Origin of the sequence: Ruminiclostridium cellobioparum DSM 1351 = ATCC 15832 (genome assembly GCF_000621505.1) — a bacterium.
Taxonomy (GTDB): Bacteria; Bacillota; Clostridia; order Acetivibrionales; family DSM-1351; genus Ruminiclostridium; species Ruminiclostridium cellobioparum.
Genome location: NZ_KK211295.1, coordinates 55674 through 80429 on the forward strand (window position 1 = coordinate 55674; position 24756 = coordinate 80429).

Here is a 24756-nt window from a genome sequence, read left to right on the forward strand (position 1 = left end):
AACTACCTCAGTTGAAAGTAAGTACAAGTTTAATATACTCGCCTTTGTCAATTATACCGTTATTATTTGAATCAAGTTCAGCAACAAGATAAATATTATTTTACCATATTACTTTCAGTTTCAAAATATAGTTCGTTAATATATGCTAAAAGTCTAACCAAGTCTACTTATATGTACCGTTGCTTTTATCCTCTTCCGGTCCAATGCCGAATTTAACAAAGCAATACCTGTCGTTCCAGACATCTGTCCCCGGCTCTATGCCGTACTCCTGCTTTTCTTCCCAGCCTGCCAGTCCGTGAAAGGTTGAAGGTGCCACGCTATAACTTTCTCCTAAATTGTGATGGGGGCTGATTCTGATGGAATTTCCTTTTTAATATAACCTCATTTATTCCATTCCTGAAGTCGGGCCTTTCTTTCTGATAGACAGACAAACCTGCCAGACCGTTAGCCACGTCAGCGATAACCTCCATGTTAAATTTTGACCAATCTACAGAATTTTTTAAACCCACTCTGACAAGCATCTTATCTTAAACTATTAGGACCTTGTACATATTGACTCCTAGCTCACTGGCTTTTGCTCATATATCTTTATACTAATGGGTATCGGATCGAAATAATTATATACTTTACGTTACCAATATACAAGTTTCAAGTATAATACGATTGAGTCAATTTACTGTAGCTAAGCCCTCCAAATTAACATTTAACACTATATTTATGTTTCATATGATTGCGGGGTGGTAGTATAATAATAAATTGTCGAAAATTGCTTTTAATGGGGGACAAATGTTTAGAGATTTCGTAATAAATTCAGGAATGTTAATAGCATTTTTAAGTATATGTTACCAGATCTTCCGCAACACCGGCTTGAACCCTCAGCTCCCTATAGGGTTGAAAATCAAAATGGGTTTGATTTTCGGAATCATGGGCATGGTATTAGTTGAGTTTTCAGTTAAGCTCACAAATCATCTTATAGTGGATCTGCGTATCTTGCCGATACTAATAGCCTGCCTCTATGGAGGTTTTATACCCGGAATATTTGCAAGTTCCACCATTGCCGTGTTCCGTATAATAAGGTTCGGCTTTTCAATCACTGCGTTTGCAGCCTCAATCTCTACCTTTATACTTCCTCTTCTAACCTACCCGCTTTTCAGAAAACAAAAGCAGCTTTGGAAAAAATGGATTTATGGCTCAATCATTTTCGAATTTATCATAAGTCTGAACTATGCGGTATTTATTGACGGCATGAAAAATAAATTTTTGATTATTACACTGTTTTGTTCTGTCACAAGCCTTATTGCCTTTTTAATTTATTATTACATAGGATACCTGGAAGCATATACTTTTGCCTTCAGGCGTTATCAACAGGAGTCCAAAAAGGATTTTCTGACAGGTCTCAATAATGCCCGGCAATTTGATGCCATATATAATAATATAATAGAAAAATCAAAAACAGATAAACGGCAAATTTCATTACTGTTTCTGGATATTGACTTTTTTAAAAAGGTTAATGATACTTACGGACATGAAGACGGTGATATTGTTTTAAAGACCCTGGGAGACCTTCTTATCCATAACTGCAGGGATATAGATATCGTTTCAAGGAATGGAGGGGAAGAGTTCTCTGTTATACTGCCCGATTGTACTTCGGACTTGGCACTGGAAATCGCCGAACGGCTGCGTAAAAAGGTTGAGAACACATCTTTCATATTATCAAATGGTGTCATTATTAAAATAACCATTTCTATCGGTATATCCTCCTACCCTGATAAAATTTCCAATATAAATATTTTAAAGGAAAAAGCCGACGAAGCTCTTTATTCTGCAAAACGTGCCGGGCGAAACAGGGTTGTACAGGCAAAATAATTTTTGTAAAACTTTTAAATCTTATCCCAACAACTTTAACATAACTCCTCAGATTTGAATATTATGTATCAACAACGAATTTGAGGTGATTTATAATGTTAAATATTCCGTTGCTAACCAGCGATATCGTAAGTTTTAACCTCTGGTTTTCAATTTTTCTTATTGCAATTTTTGCAGTAATATTGTCGGGTCCTATCTTATATGAATATATATCCTACCGGGTTTCTTACAGAAGGGCTGAAAAGAGATATTACTCAGCTGTTAAAAAGGACTTTTCAGAACAAAGAGACGATGGGGGAGGCGGTTCTATTGATGAGCTGATAGGTACTGCCGGATATGCCTATAATCAAACAAATGACCTGTTCTTTTCAACGATGTATGCATGGCAGAGAAGCATGGGCTACTGCAGACTTTATGATGAAGCCGCCGCCCCCCTGGGGATGATTATTGACAGTGAGCCAATACGTTTTTCCTATGCCGGAAGGCGCTGGCTCATTGAGTTCTGGAAGGGTCAATACGGTATGACCACAGGCTGTGAACTCGGAGTCTACTCCAGCCAGTGGCCAGACCTGAATATTCCGGGTGTGTTTGACGGCACCTTCTATACCTGCGCCAGCAATGAAGACAGACTTTATATGGGCTTTGTGCTTTATAAGAACGGCGAAGAGCTGTTTAACAGAAAGGGCAGGCACTGGTGGCTGACAGCCTTCAAACTGGGTGAATATTCAGAGCCTTCCGAACTGTCCATGGATGTCTATATAACCTTAAAGAGCCGCGGAATGAGAGATGCATTCCTGAAGGCTCTTCAGAGGGCCGGCTATAAAGAAGGTGATTATGAAGTCAGAAAAAACACCGTTGCGCTCTTTTACGACAAGCCCCATTCCAGACAACCCTACACCAGGTCGGCAGTTACAGATAAAATGATGCTTGCACAACTCAAAAGAAATTGCGACGTATATCAAACCCTTACAAAAGGCTACACCAGTATGAAAGATAAGATAAAAGCTGTTAAAGAGGGTTCACCTGAATTATATACCGAGCTGTTCAAGATAGGTAAGACAGCCTCAATATTCAGCGTCTTCGACAAAATAAAGGACTATTTGAATATTGAAGTTGATGGCAATCAGCTCCCCAAGTGAGGTCGGGTATTATGAATAAATTAGACAGGGTCACCAATGTATATAACAAATCGGACATAATACCTTTTGATGATACCTCCAAGTTTGTATTAATGAGTGATTGTCATAGAGGTGACGGAAGCCGTTCCGATAATTTTTTAAGTAACAGAAATATTTATTATTCAGCATTATCTCAATACTATTATCACAACTTTACTTATATAGAGTTGGGTGATGGTGATGAGCTTTGGGAAAACAGGCGTCTGTCGGATATCATACAGATCCATAAGGAGGTTTTTGGACTGCTGTCCAAGTTCCATGATGATCAAAGACTCTATCTCATGTACGGTAATCATGATATGGAAAAGAGAAATTATAAATATGTCAACAGAAATATACAACGCTACTATGCTCAGCGCGAACAGGAGGATCCAAACATTTTTAATAATGTAAAAGTTCATGAAGGACTGGTTTTAAGGCACTCCGAGTCAGACGACAAAATTCTTCTCATTCATGGGCACCAGGTGGATACCATGAGCAGTTCCTTCTGGAGGCTGAGTAAATTCCTGGTAAGATATGTCTGGAAGCCGCTTGAAAATTTCGGGGTAAATGACCCGACAAGTGCGGCAAAAAATTATAAGAAGAAAATATCAATTGCAAAAAAGCTTACAAAATGGGTTGCCAGGGAAAAGCATATACTGATTGCAGGGCATAATCACAGACCATCCTTTCCCGATGTGGGGCAGGTTCCATACTTCAATGACGGAAGCTGTATCCATCCCAATGCAATTACAGCTATAGAAATTTCCAACGGTACCATTTGCCTGGTTAAGTGGAGCGAAAAAGTAAAAAATGATGGTTCGCTGTATATTGCAAGAGATATCCTGGGCGGTCCAAACAATCTGCAGGATTATTTTGCTTGGCTGCATAAGCATTAATGCATACATTTAATGTTTAATCGGTAAAACATATATTTAAGGCAATATTCCGGGAAGGAACAGCTGCAACCCTGGCCAAATCGTCAGGGCTGCAGCTGTTCCTTCCTTTTTCTTTTTGAAAAACTCAACTTCCTTTCATAAAACCATCACATTCATTTTTTAAAATTAAAATGTCAAATACAAAAGGAGGATGCACATTATGCATAATAAAAGATCAAAATACAAGTTCACTCCTGTTTTAATTGCTGTACTGCTTGGCTTTTCATTGACAGCCTGCACAGCCGGGAATTCAGATACGGCCGCATCCATAAATTCCGGTTCGGCTTCCCAGGCAGCCGTGGGGTCAATGGCTGCCAATACAGGTACGGCACAGGCAGGTACTGCAGCAAAAGCTGATGTATCAGTACAGTATGACTCGGATGACGAGAACGCCAGCTGGAACACCGGGGATGCGACAAATATATTTTTAAAAACAAATGCCATAACCTGGGATGGAGCCGGAGTCGCAATAAAAGACAACAATGTATCAATTACTTCTGCAGGAACATATATTATAAGCGGAACCTTAAACGGCGGGCAAGTCCTGGTAGACACTGAAGACAAGGGAACAGTGAGACTTGTTCTGAACGGAGCGAATATTACAAGTTCCGACAGTTCACCAGTCTATATAACCCGGGCTAAAAAGACAGTAATAGTACTGGCAGAAGGCTCAAATAACAATTTAACCGACAGCAAAACATATGTTTTATCAAATAAGGATTCCGATGAGCCCAATGCAACCATCTTCTCAAAATCCGATCTGACTGTCAACGGAACAGGCTCATTGACGGTAAATGCAAATTACAAAAACGCTATCACAAGTAAGGATGAATTAAAAATCATGAGCGGCAACATAACTGTGAATTCAACAGGGGATGGCATCAGGGGCAGGGATTTTGTCGCAGTAAAAAACGGAATAGTGAATGTCAATGCCCGGCAGGACGGCATCAAATCAAACAATGATGAAGACTCCCAAAAAGGCTTTGTCTTAATTGAAGACGGCACCGTAAGCATAACAGCCCAGGAGGATGGAATCCAAGCTGAAACAAACGTTGTGGTCAAAACAGGAGATATCAGGATATCTTCCGGCGGCGGCAGTGCCAATGGAGAGACAAAACCGGACAATCAACCGGGTATTGCTGACACCGGCAGTGACTCCGACAGTAAAAAAGGCATCAAAGCAGCAGCCGGTATCACCGTATACGGCGGAACTATCGATATCGACTCGGCAGATGACTCTCTCCATTCCAACAGCAGCATTTCAATAAATGGCGGATATGTCACTGCTGCTTCAGGAGATGATGGTATTCATGCCGATTCAAGTATTGAAATAAACAATGGCGAAATTAATATAACCAGGGCCTGTGAAGGTATCGAAAGCACCAGTATAACAATTAACGGCGGTGACATCCGTATAAACACAAGCGATGACGGAATAAATGCTTCAGACGGCACAGGCAGTTCACCCGTTGGCCGACGCCCGGGACAAAATAATTCAAATTCTTCAGGAAGTGCTTCCTTGAATATAAACGGCGGTTACATTTACGTCAATTCCGCCGGAGACAGCCTTGATGCAAACGGCTCAATCCTTATGACAAACGGAACGGTAATAATCAGCGGCCCCACTGAAAACAATAACGGCGCCCTCGATTATGACGGAGCCTTCAAAATGACGGGAGGCTTTCTGGCAGCTGCCGGAAGTTCCGGAATGGCACAGGCACCCGGCACCGCCTCTACTCAAAATTCCGCAATGATATCCTTCGCCCAGACAATGCCGGCAGGTACGATGGTTCACATAAAGTCCAGTGACAGTAAGGACCTGCTCACTTTTACACCGGAAAAAGACTATCAGACAATAGTGATAAGTTCACCGGAGATTAAAACAGGTACAACCTATGACGTTTATTACGGAGGCAATTCGGGCGGAACGGAAAAAGACGGCCTCTTCACAGGCGGCACATACAGCGGAGGTACAAAATATGAAAGTTTTACAGTCTCGGAGGTCGTGACTGCTGTTGGAACTACAGGACATAGCGGTCCCGGCGGCAAAGGCTTCATGGGAGGCGGCAGTCCCGGAAATCCCTGATCGCATATGCTTTTCACGTAAAAGAAATATTTCTCAATTATATCTCATAACACTTTAAATTTAATATTTGTCTTTCATCATATCAAATTTTTGTTAAATCAGTATTAATTTATTGTAAAAATATGGTAAAATATATCCAGGAATGACAATTTGATTATTACATCAGACAGGAGGTTTATTATGGCAATTTCAACTTTTAAACGGTATGAAATGAAATTTCTTTTGTCCAGTGAACAGTTCAACACGCTCTTGCCAAAAATAACGGAGTATATGAATCCGGACGAATATTGCAGAGGATATAGAAATTACAGTATCTACAATATTTATTATGACACGCTTGACAGTAATTTGATCCGGACATCTCTTTCCAAGCCCCAATATAAGGAAAAACTGCGATTAAGAAGCTATACTCCCGCTACTTCACCGGATTCAAAAGTATACCTGGAGCTCAAAAAGAAAACCGCAGGCGTAGTTTACAAAAGAAGGGCAGCTATGACCTTGCGGGAAGCCTGCCGGTTCGTGGAGGAAGGCAGCAAACCTGCGGCTAAAAACTATATAGGTGTACAGGTTATCAATGAATTGGCGTTCTTCCTGAGCAAAAATAAAGTGTATCCTGCAGCCTATATCAGTTATAACAGAATGGCCTTTTTCGGCAAAGACGACAGGGAGTTCAGAATCACCTTTGACAGTAATATCATTACCAGGAGAAATGAACTGAACCTGGAAAAAGGCTGTTTCGGAGAACAGCTGCTGGACGACGGACAATACCTCATGGAAGTTAAAATATCCAGAGCTGTTCCCATCTGGCTGGCCCGGCTTCTATCGGAACTTAAAGTATATAAAACCAGCTTTTCAAAATATGGGACTGAGTACCAGCGTTACTACAAGCAGGCGGTATCAGACAGCCTGCAAATGTTAACGGCAATCAAATAAATTTTAATAGTATAAAGGAGAGAATTAAATGTTGGATTCAATTTTTCCTGTATCGGCTTCGGGTGATACCCTTACACTTTCGGGTGTGCTTGCGGCTTTAGGAGCAGCACTTATACTGGGGCTGATCGTCAGCCTTGCATATATAGGAACTCACAAGCGGGAAGGTTACTCCGCAGGATTTACCATCACCTTGATCATGCTTCCTGCAATAATATCAATAATAATAATGCTCATAGGCAACAATGTTGCCAGAGCCTTCAGCCTGGCCGGTGCCTTCAGTTTGATCAGGTTCAGAAGTGCCCCCGGAGACCCCAAGGATATAGCCTATGTATTTTTTTCCCTGGCAGTGGGTCTGGCCTGTGGAATGGGTTATCTTGCCTACGGAACAATATTTGTAATTGTGCTCTGTCTTGTGATGGCTCTGCTTCATAATTTTAAATTCGGCAATCCGGGAAATGCCTGTATGCTGCTCAAAATCACAATACCGGAGGATCTGAATTTTCAAGGGCTGTTTGATGACATTCTGGAGCGCTACACCACTTCCTGGAATATGAAACGTGTTAAAACCACAGATTTCGGTACGATTTTTGAAATTGTATATATAATCAATTTGAAGTCGGTAAATGAACAGAAGCAATTCATAGATGAATTGAGATGCAGAAACGGTAACCTGAATATATCCCTTACCCTGAAGGAATATGAAGACAGGGTTGCAGTATAAAAAACTCACTTTTTATCAAACGGGCATAAAAAGAAAGCTGGATTTTACTTGTAACTTCCAGCTTTCTTTTATTTGGAATGCAATTCTTTTATTCTGCCTTTGTAACCGGAAAAAGCACGCCTGTTTCCAGCTCTTCGGGATCCGACACACTTTCCTCATCCTTTATATACCTTTCGATCCCCGGGCCTGACACCTGGTATTCGGGATGTTCCGAAAGCCAGCTGCAAATTGCATCGTAAGCATCCTTCACCCTTTCATAAGGCCCCATATGGGTTGTAGCTACACAAAGCTGATCAGGCAGCTCCTGTATCTCCGGATGCTCTCCGGATACCTGAACCTGTGCCTCAACCTCCATGTTTTCATAGGAAAACTCCTCTCCCAGATATATGAGCTGAGTTGCTCCGGCCCTTTTAAGCCCTCTCTTCCCAATTTCCTCCTTCAACTCCTGAAATAAATCGTGAATCCCGCCAATACTGACCTTTCTTCGAATGCCAAACACTCTTTGCGGCGGGGTATTCATTACTATGACGTGATACTTGTCCTGAACCATGCTCTTACCCTCCATTTTAACAATTTCGTCCTCCATCCTGCGTAAAGTTTTCCTGAAGCCGTGCAATTCCTCATAAGCTTTGAGCCTTCTGCAGTGGATGCGTTGTACCAGTTCCTCCCGGGGCAGTGTAAGCAGTTCCGTAATCTGCGCCAGTGTGAAACCGTAGCTTTTTAAATTTTCAATCTGCAAAAGTATGGGCAGCTGTGCGGCATCGTAATACCGGTACCCGTTTTCAGCACCCGTATGTGCCGGGCGCAGCAGTCCAATGGCATCATAGTGCCGCAGCATACGTGAGGATACATGACTTAATCTTGAAAACTCGCCAATGGTAAACATGTTTTTCTCCTTTTGAAATATGGTTTGAACCGGTTCATTTATATACTACACCTTATCACATTGAGAAGGTCAATATGATAAATAATATTTTTTGAGAAAATTTTACCAAAGTATCCCTTACTCCCTGAATTATCCTGCAAAGGGTACACTACTTCCGGCATTTTTGAACCGGTTAAACAACTGTTTGGTATTTTTCTGGAAAGTGTTTTAAATGATAAGACAGAAATGAATTAAAATTTCCTAAAGAATATATTTCATTCAAATTGAAAAAATAACTGTGAGTTGTTTTAATAACACCTCTGATACTTACAAAGCGTTCAAGGAGTGAAAAACATGGCTAAAAAAGGAATGAGGAGGCCTGATCCTTCAGAACCTCATGGAACAGAAAGCAACCATTCACAACATTTTCAAAAGAATGATGTCAGACCGGTTCCTGAGATACAGGGAAAGGCTAAGACAGGAAATAAAAAGGCAGGTCTCACATAGTCAAATAGGCAATAAGCAAAGAGAAAAGACATTCCCTTCCAGGTTATGTCTTTTTTCTTTTACAATAGAAATACCCCTTAACGGAAGTTATTTATCCCCGTAAAAATTTATGTAATGAGACTCTTCCCTGTCTATTCTCTTTTCTATAACGCTGAACACCCTGTCAGATTCACTTGCAAAGGAGTCAGGGCTGGCACTGATCTTTGATCTTGTGTTGAACCTTTCCTTATATACCATAAAAGTTTCACTGATAGTGCCCATTTCATCAATATAGGCTTTGTTTGGAAGCAAAAAATAAACTGTGAGTAAAGTCACAGTTTATTTTTTATCTCAGTAATTTTCATTATCAGCCCTCGGACACAAGGCGCTTTTCTCCGGTTATCTCCTGGATCGGCTTGATATCCTGTGTAAATTCCAGAGTTCCAAGGAATTCACCCTTATCATTCCTCACTGCGAAATACCTGATATATACATATCTGCTTCCCATCTTGATCCAGAAGTCTTCATTGTCCTTCTTTCCTGATTTCAGATCTTCAACGATACCTTCCACTATATGAACGCTTGCAGGTGGATGACAGTTTTTTACTTCTCTTCCAATGATGGTCTTGGGCCTTGCAAATATCCGATCTTTTCCCTGGGTAAAATATTTTACATAGCCATCCTTGTCCACAAAGGTTATATCTACAGGCAGGGTATTGAGCATGGCATTGATTTCTTCCGGCATTAATATTCCTGCGTCAAACTTCACATACCCGTCATGCGCGGGTTGTTCGCCTTCACTTTTTGCTTTCTGCTCCACATTTACCTTGACGGGCTGCCATTTTGAACTGGGTTCTACCATGCAGTAGCCTATTTCGGAGCTGGCTTCCTGGATTTTCAGCCATTCGTCCTCGGCCAATGTGTCAAGCACCATCGGGAAAAGAATATTCTCCTCTTTAAAAATCATTTCAGTGATCCTGTTGCAAGCCTCTCCTGCTTTCTGAACAATCTCAGCCCTGTTGTTTCCGTCCTGTGTCAAAGCTTTAAGTATATCCTTTACTGCGGCTCTTATTTCGTCGTCCACTCCCCACATAACCTTTGGAGGAGCAGTTATTCCATACTTCTCCATGAAGGGGAACAGAAGATTTTCCTTTCTGGAATAATGTTTATCGATCTCCCACAGCTTTTTAAAATCCTCGGTCAGAAGCTTTATGCTTTCATCACTGCCAGCGCTGCCGTATTCTTCGATATGCTTCTTGATCCTGTCGTTTACCAGGGTTTCAATCTTTCTGTTCTCCAGCTTGAATATGTGCACCGGATGGCCCGGAATCTCCTCCGGCTTCTGAGGCCGGTGTATCTCTTCGATAGAACCTTTAAAAACCGCCGCATGCACATCGCACAGGTTTTGGATCTCCTGAACGGGCATTCCCTCCATTATGAGCGCCTGTTCCATTTCGGATATCTCTGTTGGAGAAATCCCCTTTATAAGTTCTTCAAATCTGGCCTTGACCTCATCAACAGATTTGCCGTGGTGAAGCTCCATAATTATTTCCTTTAAAACCTTTTGCCTGTATTCACGATTATTTATGAACTCGCTCATAAAAAAACCTCCTACTCCTTAATACTGAATCCTCTGTTTTCCAATTCCCTCTTAATTCTTCCCAAATCTATACCCTTCATAACAGCACCTTTGGGAATTGTCATAAATCTTCCTGCCGTGTTCAACATGGCAGGGTTGGTTATCTGGTCAAAACCAAGCTCCCTGAGAACCTCTATCACTTCCGGCTTTTCCTTGCACAGGTCATGTACAGACTTATTCAGGTCTATAATTTTTTCCATATTTCAAGTAACCTCCCTTTTATAATTCATATCTCTTGAACAAAATATTATTTTCAAGGTGAATGTGCTGGAACAGGTCGCCCTCCAGTTCCTGAAGCATGGAATAGGCCTTTTCAAAGGTTCTGCAGCCGTCTGCCGGAACTGTGTAGTCCGCAGTTATTTTTCTCAGTTCCTTTAGAATATCTCCCGCACCCTCATGCTCCTCCTCGGTTTCCTTCATAACCCTGTTTATCTCCCCGGCAAGTTTGTCGGAAGGACCTGCCTCGTACTTGTTTATGAGAGGAAACAGCAGTTCCTCCTCTTTAATAAGGTGCTGCTCCAGTTCAGTCCTGAGGTTGTTGAACAGCTTATGAACCCTGAACAACTCCCGGTGATTGGACCCGTGCGCTCTGAGTATCTTTGCGGTCAGTTCTCCGGTTTCAGGCAATGCCTTCTGCAAGTAGGCATGATGGGTAGCCACAATATATCCGATAAGTTCACCTGATTTCATTTCACGTAAATTTACCCTTTTGGTCAGTTCCCTTGTTTCAAAACGGACCTCTTCCAGTTTTTGCAGCACTTCGGCTTCGTCCAGCTGCTGTTCCTGTATCGCTGCGGCCAGAGGCCTGTTTCCTCCGCAGCAGAAATCAATATTATACTTTCTGAAAACTTCACTTGCCCTGGGAAGTACTGCAACAATTTCACCTATGCTTTGAGATGTATTGATATTTGTCAGCATTTGTCTCCTCCTTTTTCCATCACATTTTATTTTTCCCCGGATTTAATTAATTTGAATTTACCAGTTCCGCAAAAACGTCCCCGGCCTTTTCTGCGGTTTCCATGCCCTCTTCCCTGTCAAACTTCACCCTTAAGGGGAATAACTGTTCATCAACTCCGATTGTCCCTACGAGGTAATTCTGATTTACAACCTTGAAGCCTGCCTCTGCAAGATAATTCTCAATATGCACAATGGCTTCACCACTCCAGCCGTATGATCCGAATGCGGCAGCGAATTTACCCTCAACAGGGATATCCTTTAATTCTTTCAACAGTTCCTCAACACTTCCCACCATATCGGCATACTTTGTGGAGCTGCCTGCCAGAAGCCCGTCGGATTCTTTGATTACCTCCGTTACTTCCTTTATATCAGCGCTTTTCAGATTGAAAACCGAGGTTGCTATTCCGTTATCTTCAAGCCCTTTTACCAATCTTTGTGCCACCTTTGCGGTGTTTCCTGTCATTGTAGAATATACAACGGCCACTTTCTTTGTCTTATTATTCCCGGAATCCTTGCTCATATCATCATATAGCCCTATAAATGAAGCAGCATTTTCACGGAGGATATACCCATGTGAAGGAGCGATCATCTCTATCTCAAGCGCACTTATCTTATCCAGCATATCTCTTACATATGGTCTGTGGGGTGCCATAATCAGTTTGTAATAAACCTTGAAGTCCTCCAGATACTCACCCTGGGCCAGGTCATTGAATAATTCTCCGGCAGCGATATGGGTGCTGAAAATGTCACAGGGAAACAGTGTCTTATCTTCCGCAGAATAGGTAATCATTGTCTCCCCGGTATGAAGATAAGGTGTTTCAAAGAATTTCAGGGTCTTGCCTCCTATGTCAAGGCTGTCTCCATCCCTGACAATTACAAACTCCCTATGGTGCAGTCTGAACATATCCTTGAGCAGCTGGCTGCCAAGCTCCGTAGTCACGATTTTTGCCTTTTTCGCTTTTGCTGCAAGTGCCGGCAATGCACCTGCATGATCAGGCTCTACATGATTTATCACTATATACTCTATGGCCTCTGGATTTATCAGTTTCATCAGGTTATCCACATATTCCCTGCCGAAGGCTATGTCCACCGTATCAATTATCGTCGGCTTATCTGTCATGAGCAGATAGCTGTTATAGGTCGTTCCTCTTTCAAGTATGAGCCTGTGAAAAGGGACTTTTCTGTCATCAACCTTTCCGACCCAGTATACTTTATCATTTATTTGTACACTCATAATTTCAATACCTCCTGCATTTATATTTATTATATTGTTTATTTATCTGGTTTTCCTTTGATGTGTTAAAGATACAGCAGGATTGGAAATAAAACTGTGACTGGAATCATAATTCCAAAAATTTTTTAAAAAAGTAATAAGGGAGTGCAGTAAAATGAATTCCCTTCATTTTACTGCACTCCCTGTATAAAAACATTGTATATTTATTATTTTGCAGCCCCAAGCTGCGGCCATACGGTTTCAATTTCCTGGATAGCCTTATCCTTCGTGTATGTTTTAGCTATGTATCCCTGCATAATCTCACCAAACTTCTGATGGAAACTGTCAAGTGAATAGTTTATGTACAGATCTCCTGCCTTGTTTGAAGCCAGATACGTCTTTAATTCATTTGTAATCTGCATATCAGGCATTGGTGCCTCCTTTATGGGAGGAATAACCTTTGCCACCTCCGAGAACCATTTTTTTCCATAATCTGAAGTAAACAGCCAGTTATAAAGATCAAGCACATCCTGAAGCACCTTGGAATCCTTGTAGATTCTTGTTGCCTGGTCAGCTCCTGCTGTCAGGAAGGCATCCTTTGGATCCTCGGTGGTCGGATATCCTGTAAAGCCTATTTTGATATCGGGATTGATTTTCACTATGTCAGCTTCTACCCAGGGTCCCTGTCCGACTATCATAGCTGCCTTTCCTGTGGCAAATGCGGCTATTTCGGCACTGAGATCGGTTTCCAGCGGCTTTGCATCGCCGTATTGCACAGATATATCAACAAATTTGAAGAAATTATCGTTAATAGCCGGGTAATCTTTAAATTTAGCTTCGCCTGCTATAAATTTGTTGACCAGCCCGCCCACATCGTCCGGCTGCGCGGCATCAAAGAAGTGCATAAAGGCATGCTTGAATACCCACCATTCCTTGTAGCCGGTTGTGAAAGGCTGAACGCCCGCCGCTTTAAGCTTTTCACATGCTGCTGAAAGTTCTGTTAAAGTCCTGGGTACTGTGATCCCGTTCTTTTCAAATATTTCCTTGTTATAAATCATACCGAAGGTATTTGCTTTGATGGGGAAGCCGTACACCCTGCCGTCATAGGACATATTGGCGCGTACTTCATCAGTCATGGCTTTTGCCAGAGGCTGATCGGTCAGGTCGGCCGAATATTCCGCATATGCCTTGATTTCACCGCCGGCCGTTGAGGCAAATACGTCGGGCATATCGCCTGAATTTATTTTTGCTTTGAGCATTGTGGGGTAATCGGATTGAATTGTTTCAAGATTTATTGTGACGTTGGGCTTGACGTTTTTGTACTCTGCAATATATGCATTCATGGCATCTGCATATTCCGGACTGTTGACAAACAGCTTTATTGTTACAGGCTCGGCGGTATTATCCTGCGCTGAGGATTGTACTGCCGTCCCGGACGATTTCGATCCTCCGGAGACCTGAGCCTGTTCCCCGGCTTTACCGCAGCCGGCAAATATGCTGACAGTCATTAAAAGAGACATGGCTAAACATAAAATTCGCTTTTTCATTACTCTTCTCTCCTTTAAAATTTTTTTATTTAGACCTGAATACAGGTTCTAGCCTTTAACTGCACCGCTGACAACACCTTTGATGATATATTTCTGCATGAATATGAAGAACAGTATGGACGGAAAAACAGCCAGGACCATCGCCGTCATGGTATAATGCCACTGAGTGTTATACTGTCCCACAAAGGTGTAGGCCGCAAGCGTCAGTGTCTTGGTTTTGACCGATCCGTTAACCATGAGCAGAGGCAAAAGAAAGTCGTTCCAAATCCACATTACATCAAGGGCAATAACTGTTGCCGTTATGGATCTCAACAACGGGAATATGATTTTAAAAAACGTACCGGCTGTGGAGGCTCCGTCAATAAGCGCACTTTCGTCAATCTCCCGCGGAATTGTGCCCACAAAACCGGAATAGATAAAGACAGCCATGGGAATTCCGAATCCCCAGTACTGAATTCCCAATCCCGGTATGCTCTCCGACAGTCCAAGTGTCTTTGACACCTTTAACAGTGTAATCATAATGGTCTGAAACGGTATAAGCATGGGGACAATGCAGAACAGATATGCGAACCTTGTAAATCCGTTTTTATGCCTTGAAAGCATGTAACCCGCCATTGATGAAAAAAGTACTATGCCTCCTATGCCCAGTGCTGTGATTAAAAAATTGTTCAAAAACAGCCTGGGGTAGTTTATATATTTTATAACATATAAATAGTTCTGGTACTCGATTTTCCCCGGCAATGCTATCACATCCATGACAACTTCCCTGAAAGGCTTTATTGAATTTATAACCATCAAAATGACGGGATACATAAACAGCAGGCCAAAGGCTGACAGCAATATTTCGGGAACAATCCGCCCCAGCAGTGTATTTTTCTTCATTATAGCTCAACCTCCCTGCTTCTGAAGCCCTTCATGATGATAACCGTAATCCCCGCAACTATAATGAACAATACCAGGGATTTTGCCGCACCGTACCCGTAATTGTTGTTCTGGAAAGCTTCACGGTATATGTCATAGGTTACGCTGTAGGTCGATCCGCCCGGACCGCCTGCAGTTAAAGCAAGTATTATATCAAAAACCTTGATTGAATTTGTAAGAGACAAAAAAAGACATGTTGTAATTGACGGCCCCAGAAGCGGCAGAGTAATACTGAAGAATTTCCTTGGAGCGCTGGCACCGTCCACAACTGCCGCCTCAAGAACATCTTCGGGTAATGCCTGCAGTCCGGCAATATAAATAACCATATAAAAGCCCAAAGACTGCCATACTGCCACCACGACTACCGATACAAATGCCAGTCCGGGGTCCCCCAGCCAGCTCATATCAAATATTCCCCAGCCTGTGATTTCCGACAGTGAATTAAAGCCCTGGGAAAATATAAATCTCCATATAAACCCTACAATTATCATGCTCATAATGTATGGTACAAAAAATACCGCTCTGAGGATGTTTGCGGTTAAAAGCTTCTTGACCAGCAGTACGGCGAGGGCCAGGGCAATTACATTGCTGGATATGATATAGAAAAAAGCATATTTTGAGGTAAAAATTATTGAGCTAACAAAACCGGAATCCCCGGTAAATAATCTGATAAAATTCCTCAACCCTATGAAAACGGGTTCCTTGGCTATACCGTTCCATTGTGTCAGTGAGTAGAACATGCTCAGGATAAAGGGAGTATAAAATATAACTCCCACGAGAATAAGGCAGGGCAATATAAACAGAACAATTTCCAATTTGTTTGTTTTCCTTTGTCCGATTGATTTCATACCGGCCTCCATGACGCAAGCAAAAGTAATATCAATGACTGCAGTTTAATTATATATACAAACATCAATGTAAAGAATGGACTAATCAGTTTAGTTTTTATGGAAAAATGTGAACAAAAAACCAGCATTGATATAAACAGCAATTGTGTAATATGTACAATTTTATGCTTATATCAATGCTGGCCAGGACTATGTGGGCTATCAGTTTCTGCCCCGGTATTCCTTGGGTGAAACACCGTAAAAGGTTTTAAAGGCCCGGCTGAAATAATTGTTATCGGCATATCCTACCCGTTGAGCTACCTCCTGTACTTTGATATTTAAATCCTCAAGATATTTTGCCGCAATTGTCATCCTGAGCTTCAATACATATTCATAAATGCCCAGGCCGAACTGTTCCTTGAATTGCTTTGACAGATACTCCCTTGTCATGTGATATCTGGAGGAAAAGGTAGTCAGATTTATTTCCTCGGAATAATTGTTGTCTATATATTCCTTTATTTCAATAATAATATTATGTATCGAACAGGTCTGCGGGTTTGAAGTACTTTCGACCAAAGCTTTGAATACACTATGGATAAAACCTCCGAAGTCCTCTGTCTTAAAACACCCGGAGAATATATTTCTGTCGCCTGCCTGCGGTATTATCCGCTTTACTTCCATCACACCTTTTTCTACCGCAATCTCACGGAAAACAGTCATAAATTCAAGAGTAATTCTTATTAAATCCTCCCTGCTCACATAGCCGTGCTTTTTTATACTGCTGAAATACTGCTCCACAATATCCCGGGCAGATTTCAGATTTTTCTGGTCGAAAGCGCGGGTGAAAAGTTCTTTTTTTCCCAGTACCGAAAGCCATTTAGGCATATCGTTGGTGTCTGCGGCAGTAAAAACACTCCTGCTGTTATCCAGCAGGTTAATATTATTCAGAAGCTCCATGGCTGCCCTATAAGATTCAAAAACAGCTTCTATTTTTGGATGGAAGCTTCCGACAGAAGCTATTGTATATACACCATAGTCAGTTCTCAGAGCTTCCACCACCTTTTCCACCTGCCGGGCCGCATCCGCTCTGAGCCTATCCTCTGAAGGCACCCTGTCCCCGGCTGCAGCCGGAACCTTCACTGCCAGCAGAAGCTGCCTGTCATTTTCAGCTATGGCCAAACAGCAACTCCTGTCATCCCAGCATTTTAAAACCAGCCGGGATATTTCAGAGGCCTTTTGAGAGAAATCGAACTTCTTTTCCTTCTCCTCCCGGAATTGGTTCACCAGATAGATTGCTGCAATACCGTAGTATATACTGCCGCAGCGGGAGGATTCAGGATCAGCTGAAAGCATCCTTGCTATATGAGCCACAGGACTGTACTGCAGCGAAAGGCGTTCGCTGTCCAGACCCTGTACAACCTGTCTCAGGACATTATCCAGTTCCTCTTCAATTACAGGCTTGAGCAAATAGTCTGCCACGTTATACTTTATTGCCGTTCTGGCATATTCAAAATCACTGTAACCGCTGATTATGACATATTTGGAATTGGGAAATTCCGCCGAGGCAGCTTTAATAAACTCCAGACCTCCCATCACCGGCATTCTCATATCCACCAGTACGATATCCGGTTTATGGTTCTTCATGATTTCCAGGCCGGTTTTGCCCTCTGCTGCCTCAAGCGGGAAGTCTATGCCCAGCTCGGCCCATTTGCCGAGGGCCGAAACAGCCTGTCTTGCAGGACGTTCATCGTCAATTATCAGAGCCTTGTACAAGTGTGTGCTGCTTTTTATTCCATCAAAACTGGGGTTCATCCGGTTCCTCCTCTTCCTGCTTCAAAGGTAAATACATTGTTGCCGTGGTACCTGTATCCTGTATACTGTCTATGGTAAGACAGGCTTTTTCTCCATACAACAGCTTGATTCTTCCGTTTAAATTGCGGAGGCCGATGTTCCCGTTATCCTCAAAAGCCATTTGCCTGTTTGCAAACCAGCCTCTTATTTCCTCAAGTCTTTCAGGTGTGATTCCCTGCCCGTTATCCCATACTGCCGCAACAAGGAAACCTTCGGAAACATGTACATCAATTTTTATTACCACCTGATTGATTGTGTTTTCCAAACCGTGTTCAGCGGAATTTTCCACAAGAGTATAAATGGATATCTTTGGAATGGATATATTATAAGCCTCTTCCGAAATATTGATGTCAACCTTCAAGCGGTCTTCAAATCTCGCTTCCTGAAGCAGCAGATAGTTCTTTATATGCTTCATTTCCATCCCGACAGTTACCATTCCCTCCTGTTTGAAGGCATACCGCATATTAAAGGCAAGTGCCTCTGTCATTCTGCATATGTCCTTCTGTTCGCCGGCTATGGCCCTGGCTGATATTGCCTGAAGTGAATTGTACAGGAAATGAGGATTTATTTGACTTTCCAGCGCCTTTAACTGGGCATTTTTTTCTTTTATTTCAGCCAAATAATTTTCTTCAATCAGCTCATTTATTTCACCGATCATAGAGTTATATTTGTCGGCAAGTGCCACCACTTCATAGCTTCCTTTGATTTCAACCCTTGTTTTAAAGTCTCCCCTTCCCGCCCGGGTCATCTGCTTCATAAGTTTTTTAAGTGATGCGGTCAAGGGTTTTGTGATAAAGAAAATAAACATGACCGAAATAAAGGATGCTATACAAATCACCAGTATGAACAGGTTTCTGGTTTGCCCGAGTTTTTTGTCCATGGTCTCCAGGGATATCAGCTTGACCATTTTCCAATTATCCTTTTTACTTTCTACCAAGAGCCGGTTGCCCAAAACTGTTCGGTTGTCATTTTTTCCTCCGGTGTTTCCGTTGTAGTCCGATATTATTTCAAGGACCTCGGACTTGATCAGATAATCGTTGCTGACAAAGAATATTCTGCCGGTATTGTCATATACACTGAGCATCTCACTGTCTTCTATGGAAAAGTCACTTATGATCTTTTTCATTCCGGAAGTGTTGCAGGTAATTGCTATGACCGCCAGCGGTTCCTTATTATAGACATTTATTATAGTCCTGTAAATGGTAAAAAGCTTGTCGTTGGGATACACAGCCCTGCCGTTTAAAAATACTACTTCCGGTTTTATATACAGGTAGCTTTTATTATTGACAGTGGCTTTGAACCAATCGGTTTCAGTCACGTTTTCAAGATCCTGGGTTAAAATATTATTGTTCGGAACATCCCTGTCTTCCCATATTGTTCTTCTGGATATGGAATAGGACTTGTTTATGCCGGGTACCAGCAGTTCTACGCTGTAAATATCATTTCTGGAATAATACATGGTTCTTATAAAAGCATTGATATAGACATCATCCCCATATTCAACCCTGTTGGTGTTTAAAATATCCATGATCCTGTTGTCAAATCTTATACTCAGGGTAAAGTCCTTTATAGTTCCCATATAATCATCAAAATTCTTATTTACTGTTTCCAGAACCTTTTCGTTCGAATTTATGATTTCTGTGCGGATTATTTTGGTAGTGCTTATGTAAAACAATAGAATTGCGGCTATCACTATCAATATGGTGGTTGTGGAGAAAACAAGAATAATCTGATTGGAAAATTTTCTGAAAGGGTTCTTAAACACTGTTTACTCTCCTTTTGTAAAATTTGGTTTAATTTCAAAGAGACAGTCGTTCCATATCCAGAATAATCACTTTCTTATTACCTACCATCTCAATAATGCCTTCCTCCTGCAGAAGGCTCATTTTCCGGCTTACCGTCTCACGGGTGAGACCGATATAATTGGCTATACCCTCACGGCTCATGGGCAGCTCAACCAGTATTCCCCTTGGATGCTGACTGCCATATTTCTCACTGAACTCCACAAGCACGGAATTTACCCGGAGCTCTACATTCTTTGTGCCCATACTTTCAATTGTATTTTCAAGCCTGGCCAGGCGGCTGCAAAGCTCCTCCATGACCTTGAAGCTCAGCTCGGGATACTCTCTCATCAGCTCCTGAAAGGCTTTTTTATTAATGGTGCAAATCCCTGTATCTTCAAGAGCTTCGGCATTATAGGTCGCTTCGTGGTCCAGCAGCAGATTTTTTTCTCCGAAGAAATCCCCTTCCGAAAAAATGTATAGTATGTGCTCTCTGCCTTCAATTGTATTCCTGTATGCTTTGACACGTCCGGAGTTTATAATGATCAGGCTCTCGGGACGCGCCCCCTCAAGTATTATGAGTTCACCTTTTTTATACTGTCTTCGTATTATCAAACCGGATACCCTGCTCAGCTCTTCCTCATTAAAGGCCGAGAATATAGGCACCCTTTTGGAACACATTTTGTTATGGCAATTTTCACAGGAACAACCGGTAAAACCCATGTGATCCCTCCTTAATACACCTTTTTGAAATACCCGGAACAGAATTGATCAGAGTTGATATAGCCCAATTATACCACCAATAAAATTACTTAACACAAAAAATATATTAACTTTCATATGCAAAAAATAAAATAAACTGTTATCAGGAGCCGGACTCCTTACAACAGTTCATTTTTAATAAATTTTATTAAGCTTATTTCTTTGACTTATATTCTCTAGCTTATATTTTACAGACAGACCTTTTGCTTTGTATCTCCTTCTATTTTCCCGATGCCGTAACCATAACAGAAGGATTGGTACATGCTTGTGATTATAAGGGAACTGAGACAATTTCTTTCCTCTTCGCTTAAGCCCAAATCCATAGTCCTCATGAAGTTTTTGGTTTTGTCCCTGGCTATGAGCTTTATTGCCTCCCTTGTACCCGCCAGATCATTTTCAAGTTTTTCTTTTCCCTGATGAAGATATTCTTTTATTACAGCTTCAAATTTTTCCGATGGTGTGGTATTTTGCACTTCTCCCATTTTAGCCTCCTGGTAATATTTTCACCGGCATTCCCATAAGAATCAGTCGTCTTATCTTCCTCGCCCGATGTACTATTACTAAGTGTTACCACATTTGTATTTCCTATACATCACCAGCTATACATATACTAAACTGTTATGAATTCTCAGGTTCCTGGGAGCCATTTGATTTAATGATCTTTTTGACTCCCTTTTCAAACTTTGTTCTGGCAAGCATCACCTGATGTGAGCAGCCCGTACATTTTATCCTGAAATCGGCACCTGTTCTGATCACTTCCCACTGCTTGCTTCCGCAGGGATGCGGCTTTTTCATCTCAACAATATCTCCAACTGCAAATTTATCCGCCATATTAGCCTCCAATGTGCCATATTTAATCCTCTTTTGTAACCACAGTCCTGTCATAAAACTCCAGACCTGTTTTTTCAAAAGCCTCTTTGATTTTCCACCTGATCCTCCGCTCCACCGCCCATTGTTCATTGGGGTATGTGCGGGCTATGATCCTCAGATTGATGCTCTGCTTTCCCAGCTCGGTTATACCCATAACTGAAGGGAACTCGGTGAATACTGCAAATTCCGCCTTTACCTCTTCACACACACCGTGCGCTATTTCATACACCTTTTCCATGCTGGAGGAATAGGCAACAGGGATATCAACTATAACCATCTTGTTATCTCTGGTATGGTTGGTGACCCTCTTGATTTCACCGTTAGGAATAATATAGGTATCACCGTTAAAACTTTTAAGCCTTGTGACACGCAGTTCCATATTTTCAACCGTTCCCGTCATGGTGTCCACGGTTATGAGATCCCCCACTGCAAACTGGTCTTCCAGCAGTATAAAAAACCCGGATATTGTATCTTTTATGAGGCTTTGGGCCCCGAGACCAATGGCCACGCCGCCAACCCCGGCAGCCGCCAGCACCGATTTCAGATTCAGGACATCGGACAAAATCATCAATATTGCCCATATATATACAACATATTTAAAGACACTGGCAATCAAAGTAGACATGGTGTCCAGCTTTTTGTCGCTCATTTTGAACTTAAGGTTTTTCTGCTTTTCAAAAAACTTCCGGATTATGATCTTCCCTGCTTTGGCAATTAAAATGGAAAAAACAATTATCAATATAATTTTTCCAACCTTGAAAACAGGGTCGTGAAACCCTCCGAGAAAATCCTTCAAATAATTGTCTATCTTTGTCAGTATCGAAAATTCATTCATATTGTCTTATCTCGTCCATCCATTAGTTTTTAATTTATTTTAGCACACTGCAACAAGCCTTTCAAACAGCTTTAAGTGTTTTTTATCCTTACGCCACAGATTTTCGGGATGCCATTGAACCCCCAGAACAAATTTTTTACTTTCATTACTGATGGCCTCTATTATTCCGTCCTCCGAATAAGCATTTATGGTAAAACCCGGAGCTGTCTCATTTACAGCCTGGTGATGGAAGGAATTTACCCTTAGCAGCTCTTTTCCATATATGCTAAAGAGACAGGTATTTTCCATAATATTCACACTGTGTATCTGAAACCATCTGGGAGCCGGCTGGCTGTGCTGTATAAGCTTGTTATCAGGATTATTCTCCGCATAAATGTCCTGAAAAATACTTCCGCCTGCGGCGATATTCAGCACCTGTATTCCCCTGCATATGCCCAGTATGGGTTTATCCATAGCCAGAGCCTGTTTTGCAAGAAAAATCTCCATTCCGTCCCTGACCGGGGATATTTCTCCGGCATAAGGCATATTGTTCTGTCCGAAATACACTGCATCAATATCAGGCCCTCCTGATAATACTATTCCATCACATATGTCAAGGTATTCCACCCAGACACTTTTTACCTCAGTTACAGGAATCAGGACAGGAACGGCACCGCATTGAATTATTGCCTCATAATAGTCATCCCTTAAATTACTTGTGCTTTTCTCAAAATCGAAAGCGGCTGTAATTCCGATAACAGGCTTTCCTCTATACATCCAGAAATCACCCCTTTAAATAAATTTAACAATGTCTTATTTTATTAGACATCTTTTGCAAAAATATTTAAAAAACGGCTCTCCTATGCGCATGCGCTCTGGAAAACCGTCTTCAGTAACTTGGTGTTCAGTTTTATTGCTTTTCAAACATACTCTTATCTACTCCGCACAAAGGACATGCCCAATCATCCGGAATATCTTCAAAAGCAGTGCCCGGTGCTATTCCGCTGTCAGGATCCCCCTCTTCAGGATCATAAACATAACCACAAACTGTACATACGTATTTATCCATCGTTTATCCACTCCTTGTAATTAGTATATTACAAAATAATTAACTACGGAATCCCCATTATTCACAAGGCTTCCATAGTTAATAATATATATTCCCAACTTTTATCTGGTATAACATCTTTTTTTAAAATTTCTATCTATCTTATATGCTTTTTGATGTTTTGACGGTTTGTACCTGATAAGACCGCTATTCTCCGCCCCGGTCCCGCCATTGCTTTTAAAATTTTCATAGATCAGCTGATCAATTTCATTGTAAACATAGCTTTCCAGCTTTTCCAACCTGGTTATGATATCATCATATCTACTCATATAATACACCTTTATTCACTCCATCCCCATGGAATTCGAGTTAATGACTAATATTATTATATGCACCAGGCGGTAAAGGGGCACTTATCTGAAATTTTAATTTCTGCGGTTTCTTACTACTATCAGCAAACCGCCCAGGATTAATATGGCAGGAATGAGATACAATCTTAATATGGTTATCCTCCCCAGGGATATTGCAAAGAATATGAGTGACAAGCCTCCAAGAATGAATACAGGTATCAGAAGACCCTTTTCCTTTGTCCCGAATATATACAGTTCAAACAAACCAACCGCCACTGCCAGTATGAAGCCCGGCCACATGTAAGCCCATGCATTGAATATCATAGATATCTGACAGGTCAGACCCATTACCAGCAAAATTCCTCCCGGAACCAGTAAACCCGCATCAGAAGTTTTCGCGGTAAAAAAGGAATAGTGGAATATCAAGCCCGGTATTATTAAAAACATTGGCCAGAAGGTTGAGAACAGGAAACCAACATCAAAAATATCAAAGTAAATCTCAAAAATTCCAAAGTTGTTCAACAAATAAGCAATACCGATCAGTATTAATATCAAACCGACTATCATGGTGCCATTTCGCCTATTATTCATAAAATCCTCCTCTTATTATTAACACTACAGTAATCCAAATACGCTCCGGGATACCTATCGGCCTTTGCGAAATGTATGACCCGCCGGAGGCTCTATTATAATTTAAAGTGCAATTGTTTTATACTATATTATAAGATTAATAAAAAGAAAAGTCTGAAAGTTCACCATAAATTCATAAAACAATTGAACAAATAATACAATTAATACATTGTGTTTTTAAGGTACTCCCGCACGAATTAAATCAATGGATGCTCACAAAGTGCTTGCTGGAAATAGTATGGCTCACATAAGTATTTCAGGCGTCGCACAACACTCGACATCCTGTCTCGAGTTGATGCTCAAAGTGACGTCCTGTCACTTTGCCGCCTGATATACTTATGTTTCGCCCACAATTTCCGCAAGCACTTTTAACCGAGTCATCCATTGATTTAATTGTGCTCGCGTACCTTTATTTAATTAATTGTATTGTTTTATTTAACATGTTTTATGAATTTATTTTGTTCACTGCAATTCACCTCAAACGCCTTTAACCG

At 41.4% G+C, this 24756-nt stretch carries 27 protein-coding genes; 7 read left to right on the forward strand and 20 right to left on the reverse strand.

Annotated elements, in window-relative coordinates; genetic code table 11:
• Positions 1-163: 163 nt before the first annotated feature.
• Positions 164-316 (reverse strand): hypothetical protein, encoded by a 153-nt coding sequence (locus T344_RS31085; protein ID WP_154669476.1) that lies wholly within the window; start codon positions 314-316, stop codon positions 164-166.
• Between the two features lie 470 nt (positions 317-786).
• Here T344_RS31085 and T344_RS0125505 point away from each other — a divergent pair, with 470 nt between their 5' ends.
• The 6 genes from T344_RS0125505 to T344_RS0125530 all read left to right on the forward strand — a co-directional run bounded on the left by T344_RS0125505 (position 787) and on the right by T344_RS0125530 (position 7701).
• Positions 787-1866 carry a diguanylate cyclase gene (locus T344_RS0125505; protein ID WP_027631056.1) on the forward strand — a complete coding sequence of 360 codons (1080 nt, stop codon included), beginning with the start codon at positions 787-789 and terminating at the stop codon, positions 1864-1866.
• A gap of 95 nt (positions 1867-1961) precedes the next feature.
• Entirely contained in the window at positions 1962-3005 is a 1044-nt protein-coding gene (locus T344_RS29315) for a DUF4474 domain-containing protein (RefSeq protein WP_034863188.1), read from the forward strand.
• 11 nt (positions 3006-3016) lie between these two features.
• Complete coding sequence (locus tag T344_RS0125515) at positions 3017-3922, forward strand: metallophosphoesterase (RefSeq protein ID WP_027631057.1); 906 nt, start codon at positions 3017-3019, stop codon at positions 3920-3922.
• Between the two features lie 199 nt (positions 3923-4121).
• Positions 4122-6047, forward strand: a complete 1926-nt coding sequence (locus T344_RS0125520; protein WP_027631058.1) for a carbohydrate-binding domain-containing protein — start codon at positions 4122-4124, stop codon at positions 6045-6047.
• 180 nt (positions 6048-6227) lie between these two features.
• Positions 6228-6980 carry a polyphosphate polymerase domain-containing protein gene (locus T344_RS29320; RefSeq protein ID WP_034863191.1) on the forward strand — a complete coding sequence of 251 codons (753 nt, stop codon included), beginning with the start codon at positions 6228-6230 and terminating at the stop codon, positions 6978-6980.
• A 28-nt stretch (positions 6981-7008) separates the two neighbouring features.
• Entirely contained in the window at positions 7009-7701 is a 693-nt protein-coding gene (locus T344_RS0125530; protein ID WP_004625599.1) for a DUF4956 domain-containing protein, read from the forward strand.
• Between the two features lie 88 nt (positions 7702-7789).
• Here T344_RS0125530 and T344_RS0125535 read toward each other — a convergent pair whose 3' ends face one another.
• Positions 7790-8587 carry a MerR family transcriptional regulator gene (locus T344_RS0125535; RefSeq protein ID WP_027631059.1) on the reverse strand — a complete coding sequence of 266 codons (798 nt, stop codon included), beginning with the start codon at positions 8585-8587 and terminating at the stop codon, positions 7790-7792.
• A gap of 333 nt (positions 8588-8920) precedes the next feature.
• On the opposite strand from T344_RS0125535, the gene T344_RS31295 reads away from it, so the two are divergent.
• Positions 8921-9073: a hypothetical protein gene (locus tag T344_RS31295; RefSeq protein WP_169738714.1), complete on the forward strand. Its 153-nt coding sequence runs from the start codon at positions 8921-8923 to the stop codon at positions 9071-9073.
• Between the two features lie 87 nt (positions 9074-9160).
• Here T344_RS31295 and T344_RS29325 read toward each other — a convergent pair whose 3' ends face one another.
• From T344_RS29325 to T344_RS0125630, 18 genes are all read right to left on the reverse strand, one after another.
• Positions 9161-9388 (reverse strand): hypothetical protein, encoded by a 228-nt coding sequence (locus T344_RS29325; RefSeq protein ID WP_207641877.1) that lies wholly within the window; start codon positions 9386-9388, stop codon positions 9161-9163.
• 31 nt (positions 9389-9419) lie between these two features.
• Positions 9420-10652 (reverse strand): DUF438 domain-containing protein, encoded by a 1233-nt coding sequence (locus T344_RS0125550; protein ID WP_027631060.1) that lies wholly within the window; start codon positions 10650-10652, stop codon positions 9420-9422.
• An 11-nt stretch (positions 10653-10663) separates the two neighbouring features.
• Positions 10664-10891: a DUF1858 domain-containing protein gene (locus tag T344_RS0125555; protein WP_027631061.1), complete on the reverse strand. Its 228-nt coding sequence runs from the start codon at positions 10889-10891 to the stop codon at positions 10664-10666.
• A gap of 19 nt (positions 10892-10910) precedes the next feature.
• Positions 10911-11609 (reverse strand): iron-sulfur cluster repair di-iron protein, encoded by a 699-nt coding sequence (ric, locus tag T344_RS0125560; protein WP_027631062.1) that lies wholly within the window; start codon positions 11607-11609, stop codon positions 10911-10913.
• Between the two features lie 46 nt (positions 11610-11655).
• Entirely contained in the window at positions 11656-12882 is a 1227-nt protein-coding gene (locus T344_RS0125565; protein ID WP_034863194.1) for an FprA family A-type flavoprotein, read from the reverse strand.
• Between the two features lie 206 nt (positions 12883-13088).
• Positions 13089-14408 carry an ABC transporter substrate-binding protein gene (locus tag T344_RS0125570; protein WP_027631064.1) on the reverse strand — a complete coding sequence of 440 codons (1320 nt, stop codon included), beginning with the start codon at positions 14406-14408 and terminating at the stop codon, positions 13089-13091.
• 48 nt (positions 14409-14456) lie between these two features.
• The gene (locus T344_RS0125575) at positions 14457-15290 is read right to left on the reverse strand and encodes a carbohydrate ABC transporter permease (RefSeq protein ID WP_027631065.1); all 834 of its coding nucleotides are present in this window, start codon (positions 15288-15290) and stop codon (positions 14457-14459) included.
• Positions 15290-16177: a carbohydrate ABC transporter permease gene (locus T344_RS0125580; protein ID WP_027631066.1), complete on the reverse strand. Its 888-nt coding sequence runs from the start codon at positions 16175-16177 to the stop codon at positions 15290-15292. The genes T344_RS0125575 and T344_RS0125580 overlap by 1 nt, the downstream gene beginning before the upstream one ends.
• Positions 16178-16378: 201 nt before the next feature.
• Positions 16379-17968 (reverse strand): response regulator transcription factor, encoded by a 1590-nt coding sequence (locus T344_RS0125585; protein WP_027631067.1) that lies wholly within the window; start codon positions 17966-17968, stop codon positions 16379-16381.
• Positions 17952-19772, reverse strand: a complete 1821-nt coding sequence (locus T344_RS30110) for a cache domain-containing sensor histidine kinase (protein ID WP_051572278.1) — start codon at positions 19770-19772, stop codon at positions 17952-17954. Before T344_RS30110 ends, T344_RS0125585 begins: the two co-directional genes overlap by 17 nt.
• Positions 19773-19806: 34 nt before the next feature.
• Positions 19807-20511, reverse strand: a complete 705-nt coding sequence (locus T344_RS0125595; protein WP_027631068.1) for a Crp/Fnr family transcriptional regulator — start codon at positions 20509-20511, stop codon at positions 19807-19809.
• A 227-nt stretch (positions 20512-20738) separates the two neighbouring features.
• Positions 20739-21032, reverse strand: coding sequence for a hypothetical protein (locus tag T344_RS0125600; protein ID WP_004625660.1), 294 nt, complete (start codon positions 21030-21032; stop codon positions 20739-20741).
• A gap of 136 nt (positions 21033-21168) precedes the next feature.
• Entirely contained in the window at positions 21169-21381 is a 213-nt protein-coding gene (locus T344_RS0125605; protein WP_027631069.1) for a DUF951 domain-containing protein, read from the reverse strand.
• A 22-nt stretch (positions 21382-21403) separates the two neighbouring features.
• The gene (locus T344_RS0125610) at positions 21404-22255 is read right to left on the reverse strand and encodes a mechanosensitive ion channel family protein (RefSeq protein WP_207641878.1); all 852 of its coding nucleotides are present in this window, start codon (positions 22253-22255) and stop codon (positions 21404-21406) included.
• 39 nt (positions 22256-22294) lie between these two features.
• Positions 22295-23011 (reverse strand): gamma-glutamyl-gamma-aminobutyrate hydrolase family protein, encoded by a 717-nt coding sequence (locus T344_RS0125615; RefSeq protein ID WP_027631071.1) that lies wholly within the window; start codon positions 23009-23011, stop codon positions 22295-22297.
• Positions 23012-23144: 133 nt separating this feature from the next.
• Positions 23145-23303: a rubredoxin gene (gene rd, locus T344_RS30635; RefSeq protein ID WP_004625534.1), complete on the reverse strand. Its 159-nt coding sequence runs from the start codon at positions 23301-23303 to the stop codon at positions 23145-23147.
• Between the two features lie 101 nt (positions 23304-23404).
• Positions 23405-23611, reverse strand: a complete 207-nt coding sequence (locus tag T344_RS0125625) for a hypothetical protein (RefSeq protein WP_027631072.1) — start codon at positions 23609-23611, stop codon at positions 23405-23407.
• A gap of 96 nt (positions 23612-23707) precedes the next feature.
• Positions 23708-24223 carry a LiaF transmembrane domain-containing protein gene (locus tag T344_RS0125630; RefSeq protein ID WP_004625518.1) on the reverse strand — a complete coding sequence of 172 codons (516 nt, stop codon included), beginning with the start codon at positions 24221-24223 and terminating at the stop codon, positions 23708-23710.
• Positions 24224-24756: the final 533 nt, after the last annotated feature.

Excerpts from the sequence above, each read along its gene's own strand:
- T344_RS0125505 (WP_027631056.1), top strand. The coding sequence starts at position 787 with ATGTTTAGAGATTTCGTAATAAATTCAGGAATGTTAATAGCATTTTTA.
- T344_RS29315 (WP_034863188.1), top strand. The coding sequence starts at position 1,962 with ATGTTAAATATTCCGTTGCTAACCAGCGATATCGTAAGTTTTAACCTC.
- T344_RS0125515 (WP_027631057.1), top strand. The coding sequence starts at position 3,017 with ATGAATAAATTAGACAGGGTCACCAATGTATATAACAAATCGGACATA.
- T344_RS0125520 (WP_027631058.1), top strand. The coding sequence starts at position 4,122 with ATGCATAATAAAAGATCAAAATACAAGTTCACTCCTGTTTTAATTGCT.
- T344_RS29320 (WP_034863191.1), top strand. The coding sequence starts at position 6,228 with ATGGCAATTTCAACTTTTAAACGGTATGAAATGAAATTTCTTTTGTCC.
- T344_RS0125530 (WP_004625599.1), top strand. The coding sequence starts at position 7,009 with ATGTTGGATTCAATTTTTCCTGTATCGGCTTCGGGTGATACCCTTACA.
- T344_RS0125535 (WP_027631059.1), bottom strand. The coding sequence starts at position 8,587 with ATGTTTACCATTGGCGAGTTTTCAAGATTAAGTCATGTATCCTCACGT.
- T344_RS31295 (WP_169738714.1), top strand. The coding sequence starts at position 8,921 with ATGGCTAAAAAAGGAATGAGGAGGCCTGATCCTTCAGAACCTCATGGA.
- T344_RS0125550 (WP_027631060.1), bottom strand. The coding sequence starts at position 10,652 with ATGAGCGAGTTCATAAATAATCGTGAATACAGGCAAAAGGTTTTAAAG.
- T344_RS0125555 (WP_027631061.1), bottom strand. The coding sequence starts at position 10,891 with ATGGAAAAAATTATAGACCTGAATAAGTCTGTACATGACCTGTGCAAG.
- ric (WP_027631062.1), bottom strand. The coding sequence starts at position 11,609 with ATGCTGACAAATATCAATACATCTCAAAGCATAGGTGAAATTGTTGCA.
- T344_RS0125565 (WP_034863194.1), bottom strand. The coding sequence starts at position 12,882 with ATGAGTGTACAAATAAATGATAAAGTATACTGGGTCGGAAAGGTTGAT.
- T344_RS0125570 (WP_027631064.1), bottom strand. The coding sequence starts at position 14,408 with ATGAAAAAGCGAATTTTATGTTTAGCCATGTCTCTTTTAATGACTGTC.
- T344_RS0125575 (WP_027631065.1), bottom strand. The coding sequence starts at position 15,290 with ATGAAGAAAAATACACTGCTGGGGCGGATTGTTCCCGAAATATTGCTG.
- T344_RS0125580 (WP_027631066.1), bottom strand. The coding sequence starts at position 16,177 with ATGAAATCAATCGGACAAAGGAAAACAAACAAATTGGAAATTGTTCTG.
- T344_RS0125585 (WP_027631067.1), bottom strand. The coding sequence starts at position 17,968 with ATGAACCCCAGTTTTGATGGAATAAAAAGCAGCACACACTTGTACAAG.
- T344_RS0125595 (WP_027631068.1), bottom strand. The coding sequence starts at position 20,511 with ATGGGTTTTACCGGTTGTTCCTGTGAAAATTGCCATAACAAAATGTGT.
- T344_RS0125600 (WP_004625660.1), bottom strand. The coding sequence starts at position 21,032 with ATGGGAGAAGTGCAAAATACCACACCATCGGAAAAATTTGAAGCTGTA.
- T344_RS0125605 (WP_027631069.1), bottom strand. The coding sequence starts at position 21,381 with ATGGCGGATAAATTTGCAGTTGGAGATATTGTTGAGATGAAAAAGCCG.
- T344_RS0125610 (WP_207641878.1), bottom strand. The coding sequence starts at position 22,255 with ATGAATGAATTTTCGATACTGACAAAGATAGACAATTATTTGAAGGAT.
- T344_RS0125615 (WP_027631071.1), bottom strand. The coding sequence starts at position 23,011 with ATGTATAGAGGAAAGCCTGTTATCGGAATTACAGCCGCTTTCGATTTT.
- rd (WP_004625534.1), bottom strand. The coding sequence starts at position 23,303 with ATGGATAAATACGTATGTACAGTTTGTGGTTATGTTTATGATCCTGAA.
- T344_RS0125625 (WP_027631072.1), bottom strand. The coding sequence starts at position 23,611 with ATGAGTAGATATGATGATATCATAACCAGGTTGGAAAAGCTGGAAAGC.
- T344_RS0125630 (WP_004625518.1), bottom strand. The coding sequence starts at position 24,223 with ATGAATAATAGGCGAAATGGCACCATGATAGTCGGTTTGATATTAATA.